This window comes from Streptomyces sp. NPDC002536 (assembly GCF_053594995.1).
The window spans coordinates 21,568-29,079 of sequence record NZ_JBSFWU010000096.1 but is presented as its reverse complement, the minus strand read 5'-3'; the positions used below and the strand labels follow the sequence as shown (position 1 = coordinate 29,079).

At 69.6% G+C, this 7,512-nt stretch carries 4 protein-coding genes and 1 pseudogene; 3 read left to right on the top strand and 2 right to left on the bottom strand.

Going from position 1 to position 7,512, the window contains the following annotated elements:
• Positions 1–194: 194 nt before the first annotated feature.
• Complete coding sequence (pulA, locus tag ACWD4B_RS27930) at positions 195–2,813, bottom strand: pullulanase-type alpha-1,6-glucosidase (protein ID WP_451423353.1); 2,619 nt, start codon at positions 2,811–2,813, stop codon at positions 195–197.
• A pseudogene (locus ACWD4B_RS27925) lies at positions 2,810–4,195 on the bottom strand (alpha-amylase); the annotation flags it as partial. The pseudogene ACWD4B_RS27925 and the gene pulA, both read right to left, overlap by 4 nt.
• Positions 4,196–4,357: 162 nt before the next feature.
• Here ACWD4B_RS27925 and ACWD4B_RS27920 point away from each other — a divergent pair.
• The 3 genes from ACWD4B_RS27920 to ACWD4B_RS27910 are packed head-to-tail and all read left to right on the top strand — an operon-like array spanning position 4,358 to position 7,455.
• Positions 4,358–5,659, top strand: coding sequence for an extracellular solute-binding protein (locus tag ACWD4B_RS27920; protein ID WP_451423352.1), 1,302 nt, complete (start codon positions 4,358–4,360; stop codon positions 5,657–5,659).
• A 6-nt stretch (positions 5,660–5,665) separates the two neighbouring features.
• Positions 5,666–6,598, top strand: a complete 933-nt coding sequence (locus ACWD4B_RS27915; protein WP_451423351.1) for a carbohydrate ABC transporter permease — start codon at positions 5,666–5,668, stop codon at positions 6,596–6,598.
• Positions 6,595–7,455, top strand: coding sequence for a sugar ABC transporter permease (locus ACWD4B_RS27910; RefSeq protein WP_451423350.1), 861 nt, complete (start codon positions 6,595–6,597; stop codon positions 7,453–7,455). Before ACWD4B_RS27915 ends, ACWD4B_RS27910 begins: the two co-directional genes overlap by 4 nt.
• The last annotated feature ends 57 nt before the right edge of the window (positions 7,456–7,512 follow it).

Genomic DNA, 7,512 nt, shown 5'->3' with positions numbered 1-7,512 from the left:
CCGTTTCCTGGGGCTGCGCCCCAGACCCCCTTGTCGCGGCTCCGCCGCTCGTCCTCAAACGCCGGACGGGCTGATTTTGCGCCCCGTCAGGGGCGCGGGGAACTGCGCGACCAGCCACAGCCGGCCCGCAGTCGCAAAACCAAGGGGGCTTGGGGCACAGCCCCAAGAAACGGTGAAAGGGCGGGACCGGGGCCTCACACCCCACACCGGAACACGGCCACGGTCCTCCCCGGAACGGTGAAGGCACCCGATCCGCGGTCGTACGAAGCCGACTTCACCACCCCATCCGCCCCCGCACCCTGCACCGGGTGCAACACCCACCCCGCACCCCCCGCCGGCGCCGGCACCCGCTGCACCTGCGTGCCCGGGGTCGCGTTGAAGACGACCATCAGGTCCCCCACCCGCATGGTGACGACCCCCGGCGTCTCGCCCGGCCCCGACAGCGGGAACGACAGCGTGCCCCCGTCGAACGCCCGCTCCGTCGTCCGGATCCGCAGCAGGTCCCGGTACGCCGCCGACGCCGCCTCCCGCGGGCCGCAGCCGGCGCGCAGGGACGGGTCCGCCAACAGCGGCCGTGCGTACGGCCACTTCGATGCGTTGTCCGCCGCCGGAGGCAACCCGCGGCCGAAGCCGTTGCCCTGCCCGTCCCGGCAGTCCCAGTGGATCGCGTTGAACCAGTCGCCGCTGTCATAGCTGTTGCGGTCCAGGGACTTGGAGCGCAGCAGGTCCGTACCGGCCTGCGAGAGTGCCGGGCCCCGGGACAGCGCCGCCGTGGCCATCGCCACGACCTGCATCCGCGCCCGGTCGGCGGGCGTCACCGACCGCGGGAGCTTGTACGCGAGCGCGTCGTACAGCGTCTCGTTGTCGTGCGCGTCCACGTACGCGAGCGCATCGCCCGGCGCGGCCGCGTACCCCGCGGGCTGGCCGTTGTAGTCGACGTCGGCGCCGCGCACCTCCCGCCCCGTCGAGTCCGTGAAGCGGAAGTCCGCGAGGTTGCCCGTCAGGCCGACCTTGATCAGGTCCTGGTCGTGCAGCAGCCGGGCCCGCTGTTCCTGCGGACTGCCGTTGACCGGCGCGCCGTTGGGGTCCGTGAACAGGCCGGAACCGAAGCCCTGCACCCTGGGATCCGCGTCGAAGGGGCCGCCGCCGCGCACCGCGTCGCGTGCGCGGTCGGAGAAGGTGGCGATGCCGGTGCCGGCCATGTTCTTCTGGGTGGCCTGGACGAAGCGGGCGTCGTTCGCGACTTCGCCGAAGTTCCAGCCCTCCCCGTAGAGGATGACCGCCTTGCCGTCCACGCCGTCCTTGGCGGGCGTCAGGGCGTCGAGCGCCTTGCGCACCGCGAGGATGTTCGCCTTGGGGTGGTGGCCCATGAGGTCGAAGCGGAAGCCGTCGACCTTGTACTGCTTCGCCCAGGTGACGACGGAGTCGACGACGAGCCTGCCCATCATGGCGTGTTCGGGCGCGGTGTTGGCGCAGCAGGTGGAGGTGGCCACCGTGCCGTCGTCGAGCAGGCGCTGGTAGTAGCCGGGGACGATCCGGTCGAGGACGGACTTGTCGTCCTGGCCCGACGCCGCGGTGTGGTTGTAGACGACGTCCATGACGGTCCGCAGCCCGGCGCCGGACAGCCCCTGCACCATCTGCCGGAACTCCCGTGTCCGGCCCGGCCCTTCGGAGTCGGTGGCGTACGAGCCCTCGGGCACGGTGTAGTGCAGCGGGTCGTAGCCCCAGTTGTAGGCGTCGCGGGCGGCCGTCCTGCCCACGCACTCCTGCTGCTTGTCGGAGTCTGCGGGGAACGAACCCAGGTCGCAGGGAGGCGTGGCCTGGTCGGCCCGCCGCTCCGGGACCGTCGCGAAGTCGAAGACGGGGAGCAGGTGCACGTACGACGTGCCGGAGGCGGCCAGTTGCCGCAGGTGCCGCATGCCCGCGGAGGAGGTGTCCGTGAAGGCCAGGTACTGGCCGGGGTGCCGCGACGTGCGGTCCTCGACGGAGAAGTCGCGGACGTGCAGCTCCTGGATCCGGGCGTTCCGCAGCGGCACCGCCTTCGGCTTGCGCAGGGTCCGCCAGCCGGGCGGGGCGAGGGCCGGGTCGTCGAGGTCGGTGACGACGCTGCGCACCGAGTCGGTGGTGAGGGCGGTGGAGTAGGGGTCGGTCACGTGGTTGGTGACGACCTTCCGCAGCGACGGGGCCCACACGGTGACGGCGTAGCGGTAGGTCCTGCCGGTCCACGAGCGGGGGCCGGTGGCGCTCCAGACGCCGGTTGCCGCGTCGCGGCGCATGGGGACGGTCCCGCCGTCGAGTTCGAGGGCGACGGTACGGGCCGTGGGGGCCCACACGGAGAGGGTGGGGCGGCCGTTGCGGAAGACGGGTCCGAGGCGGGTGCCGGCCGCGGGGCCGGCGTAGAGGTCGTCGAGGACGCCGGCGATCTGGACGCCGGTGGTGACGCCGTCGTCCGACTCGGCAGTCAGTGCGCCTCTGAGCGCGGTGCGCTCGTCGCTCTCGCGGGCGTTGACATGGAAGGCGTCGTAACCCGCTGCTAGGTGCGGGTACTTGGCCAGTCCGCCGGGCTGACGGGTGAGGGTGAAGCGGCCCCCGTCATGGACGAGGCGGTGCGGGCGACCAGGGTCGCCGAGTCCCTTGGGCCACGCGACCGTGGTGCGGTCGATCCACTGGACCCGAGCCCCTTGAACGGGGGCGGCATGCGCAGGAACAGCACCCAGTAAGGACAGCACAATACTGAGGGCCAGCGCCCCGTAAGGGGCGCGGGGAACTGCGCGACCGGCCACAGACGGCCCGCACCCGAACCTCACACGCATCCGCGCGCCCCCGCGTACAAGGCCAGCGCCGTCCCCGGCGCCACCGAAGCCGTGAACGTCCCGTCCCCGCCCACCATCACTCTCCGCCCACTCTGCACATCGCAATAGTTCCCGCCCGGCAGCGAGGACTTGAACGTCCGGTTCACCGCGAACCCCTCGTGGTTGACGACCACATATCCCTTGTCACCCCGCCCGAAGGCGATCGCCTGGTACCCGTTGTCCCACCAGTCGCCGACCCCGGTCCCCCGCACCGCATTGCGGAAGCCCACCATCGACTCGATCTCCGGCCACTTGTGCTGGCACTTCCACCCGTCCTGCCAGCAAGCCTTCACAGTCCCGCCGCCAGGCGGCCCCGCATCGCGGTCGGTGAACTCGTAGCCGGACTGGACGTCCGGCGAGCCGTACGGCCACGCCAGCATGAAGACGTGCGCCAGCGTGTAGTCCGCGCCGTCCTTGTACGTGAGCGTGTCGCCGTTGCGCTCGGTGTCGTGGTTGTCGACGAAGACCGACGCCTTGTCCCCCGGCATATAGGCCCAGCCCTCGCCGAAGTTCTTCAGATAGGCCAGCCGTTCGTGCTGGAACACCCGCTTGAGGTCCCACGCGTAGCGGAACTCCTGGGCGTCGCCGGTGCGCAGGTATTCCTCCGGCTGCACGGCCTCGCCCTGACCGTAGATGGTCTCCTGTTTCCAGTAGACGTCCGGCTTGCTCAGTCTGCTCTTGACGGCGGCGAGGTCGTCCGCGGCGATGTGCTTGGCCGCGTCGATGCGGAAGCCGTCGGCGCCCAGCGACAGCAGGTCGTTCAGGTACTGCGCCTCCCGGTCGCGGACGTGTTCGCTGCCGGTGTCGAGGTCGGCCAGGCCCACGAGTTCGCAGTTCTGGACGTCGTTCCGGTCGGTGTAGTTGCTGACCGGCTTGCGGCAGGTGTGGAAGTCGGCATCCTGGTACGTGCCCGGGTAGCCGTACTTGGTGTAGACGGTCCCTCCGGTCCCGGTGCCCGCGCCGGCGGCCATGTGGTTGAGGACGGCGTCCACGACGACCTTCACCCCGGCGGCGTGGCAGGCGCCGACCATGGCGGAGAAGGCGTTCCGGTCGCCGAGCCGTCCGGCGATGCGGTAGCTCACGGGCTGGTACGAGGTCCACCACTGCGGGCCCTGGATGTGCTCCTGGGGCGGCGAGACCTGGACGTAGCCGTAGCCGGCGGGGCCCAGGGTGTCCTTGCACTCCTTCGCCACGGATGCGTAGTTCCACTCGAAAAGGACAGCAGTGACGTCTTTCTCGCCGGGTACAGCGGCCTGCGCCGGTGGCGCCTGCGGCGTCGTCACGGCCGCTCCCGCCGCGAGGGCGACGGCAACGGCCTTGGCTCTCCGGACGATTCCGGGCATGGCGGTGGGAGCCATGGAGCCTCCTGGGGGGTGAAGGGCTCACGAGACCGTACGAGTCTCTTTCCGATCTTGCAAGGTCTTTCGCAAGAGATTTCAGCCTGTTAACTTCCTCCTCAGCTCGGGCCGCCGCACCAGGCCGGCCTCCTTGAAGAGGAGATCCATATGCGAAGAGGCATATCGGTCGCCGCCGTCGTCGGTGTGCTGGCCCTGACGGCGACCGCCTGCGGCGGGGACGGCGACAACGGGAGCGACGGCGCCAAGGCGGCGAGCGACCCGGGCAGCGTGAGCGGCACCGTCACCTGGTGGGACACCTCCGACGCCACCAACGAGGCACCGGCCTTCAAGAAGCTGGTCACGGCCTTCGAGGCCAAGTACCCCAAGATCAAGGTCGATTACGTCAACGTGCCCTTCGACCAGGCGCAGCAGAAGTTCAAGACGGCCGCCTCCACCGGCAAGGGTGCGCCCGACGTGCTGCGCTCCGACGTCGGCTGGACCCCGGGCTTCGCCCAGCTCGGCTACCTCAAGGACCTCACCGGCACGCCCGCCCTCGACAAGCAGGGCGACTTCCTGGAAGGGCCGTTGAAGAACGCGGCGTACCAGGGCAAGACGTACGGCGCCCCGCAGGTCACCGACACGCTCGGGCTTCTCTACAACAAGGACCTCTTCCAGAAGGCCGGCATCGACAAGCCGCCGGCCAACTGGCACGAGGTGAAGGACGCGGCACAGAAGATCAAGGACAAGACGGGCGCGGGCGGCATCGGCCTGAGCCCCGACAGCTACTACTCGCTGCCCTTCCTCTACGGCGAGAACAGCGACATGGTGAACGTCGCCGACAAGAAGATCACCATCTCCGACGCGGCGTCGCTGAAGGGCATCGAGACCGCCGTGGACCTCGTCAAGTCCGGTGCCGCGCCGAAGCCTGCGGGGACCGACGGGTACAACGCACTCAAGACGGACTTCAAGAACGGCAAGCTGGCGATGCTGGTCGACGGGCCGTGGGCGACGAAGGAGATCTTCGGCGGCGACGCCTTCAAGACGAAGGAGAACCTGGGCATCTCCCCGGTCCCCGCGGGCTCCACGGGCACCGCCGGGGCACCCGTCGGCGGGCACAACCTCGTCGTCTACGCCGGTTCCAAGAACTTCGACGCGTCGTACCTCTTCGTGAGGTTCATGACAGACACGGCGCAGGAGGAGGCCGCGTCCACGGCGATCGGCGTGCTGCCGACCCGCAAGTCCGCCTACACGAAGGACGTGCTGGCCGACCCTGTGCGCAACGCCTACCACCAGGCGCTGAGCAAGGCGCACGCGCGGCCGGCGATCCCGCAGGGCGGTGACCTGTTCACGGACTGGCTGCAGCACTACACGAAGATCCTGACGCTGAAGGAGGAGCCGAAGGAGGGGCTGGACGCCACTGCCAAGGCCTGGCAGTCGGCGCTGCTGAAGGACTACGAGATCCAGAAGTAGCCTGCTATGACGACCCGCATCCGCCGCTCCTTCGCAACCCACTGGTACGCCTGGGCCATGGTCCTCCCCGTGGTCCTCGTGCTGGCCGTGCTCGTCGGCTACCCCCTCGGCCGGGGCATCTACCTGTCCTTCACCGATGCCAACGAGGCCAACGTCGGGCGCACCATCGGCGTCAACCACATTCCCTCCACCTACCGGTTCGTCGGGCTCGACAACTACTGGAAGGTGCTCTCCGGGCAGGAGGGCCACTTCTACTCGCGCCTCACCTGGACCGTCCTCTGGACCGCGTCCTGTGTCCTGCTGCACTACGTGCTCGGTCTCGGCCTCGCGCTGCTGCTCAACCGCAAGGTGCGGTTCCGGGCGCTCTACCGGGTGCTGCTGATCCTGCCGTGGGCGGTGCCGGCGTTCGTCGCCACCTTCTCCTGGCGGCTGATCTTCAACGAGAAGTACGGCGTCCTCAACGCCGTCCTCGACCGGCTGGGCCTCGGCACGGTCGACTGGCTCGGCGACGCCACGCTCCAGAAGGTCTCGGCCGTCGCCGTGAACGTCTGGCTCGGGGTGCCGTTCATGATGGTCGCCATCCTCGGCGGACTGCAGGCGATCCCGGGCGAGTTGCACGAGGCCGCCGAGATGGACGGCGCCTCGCCCTGGCAGCGCTTCCGGCACGTGACGCTCCCGGGGCTCCGCCCCGTCAGCGGGACCGTCATCCTGCTGGGCACCATCTGGACGTTCAACATGTTCCAGGTCATCTACCTGCTGATCGGCCAAGGGGCCAGCTCGGACAGCGAGATCCTGGTGACGTACTCCTACCGGCTCGCCTTCCAGGGCGTCCGCGACTACGCGGGCTCGGCGACGTACGGCATCCTCATCCTCTCGCTGCTCCTCGTCTTCGCCGTCTTCTACCGCCGGATGCTCACCCGACAGGAGACCGCGCGATGAGCAGCAGCACCGTCAAGCCCGTCCGCCCGCGCGGCGAGCGCTCCCACGCCGCCTCCGTCGGCCTGCACGCCGCGCTCGCCGCCGCGTCCCTCGTCTCGCTCTTCCCCGTCCTGTTCATCGTCTACGTGTCGCTGCGCGGCCGCGACGGCTGGCAGGAGCCCATGCGGCTCACGGGCGGGCTGAGCCTCTCCAACTACAGCCACATCCTCGGGCAGACGAAGTTCCTGACCTGGTTCGGCAATTCGGTGATCGTCGCGCTGGGCGCGACCGCGCTCGGCGTGCTCGTCTCCGCGACCGCGGGCTATGCGGTCTCGCGGATGCGCTTCCCCGGCCACCGGCCGCTGATGTGGACCTTCCTGGTCGTCCAGATGTTCCCGATGGCGGTGCTGATCGTGCCGCTCTACACCATCCTCGGACAGCTGGAGCTGCTCGACTCCTACACCGGCCTGATCCTCACCTACTGCTCGGTGTCGGTGCCGTTCTGCGCCTGGATGCTCAAGGGGTACTTCGACTCCATACCGGCCGAGATCGACGAGGCCGGCCGCGTCGACGGGCTCACGCCCTTCGGCACCTTCTGGCGGCTGATCGTGCCGCTGGCCCGGCCGGGCCTGGCCGTCACCGGCTTCTACTCCTTCATCACCGCCTGGGGCGAAGTGGCCTTCGCCAGCCAGTTCATGAGCAGCGAGGAGCACTACACCCTCGCCGTCGGCCTGCAGACCTTCGTCGGCCAGCAGAAGGCCGAGTGGGGGCTGATGACCGCCGCGGCCGTGCTCATCACCGTCCCGGCCGGGCTGGTGTTCTTCCTCGCCCAGCGGCACCTCGTCGCCGGACTGACCGCCGGTGGCACCAAGGGCTGAAACAGGAGCTCACCTTGTTCCGCCCCCGTCGTTGACCCGTGCATCCGCTGCACCACG

Excerpts from the sequence above, each read along its gene's own strand:
- pulA (WP_451423353.1), bottom strand. The coding sequence starts at position 2,813 with ATGCGTGTGAGGTTCGGGTGCGGGCCGTCTGTGGCCGGTCGCGCAGTT.
- ACWD4B_RS27920 (WP_451423352.1), top strand. The coding sequence starts at position 4,358 with ATGCGAAGAGGCATATCGGTCGCCGCCGTCGTCGGTGTGCTGGCCCTG.
- ACWD4B_RS27915 (WP_451423351.1), top strand. The coding sequence starts at position 5,666 with ATGACGACCCGCATCCGCCGCTCCTTCGCAACCCACTGGTACGCCTGG.
- ACWD4B_RS27910 (WP_451423350.1), top strand. The coding sequence starts at position 6,595 with ATGAGCAGCAGCACCGTCAAGCCCGTCCGCCCGCGCGGCGAGCGCTCC.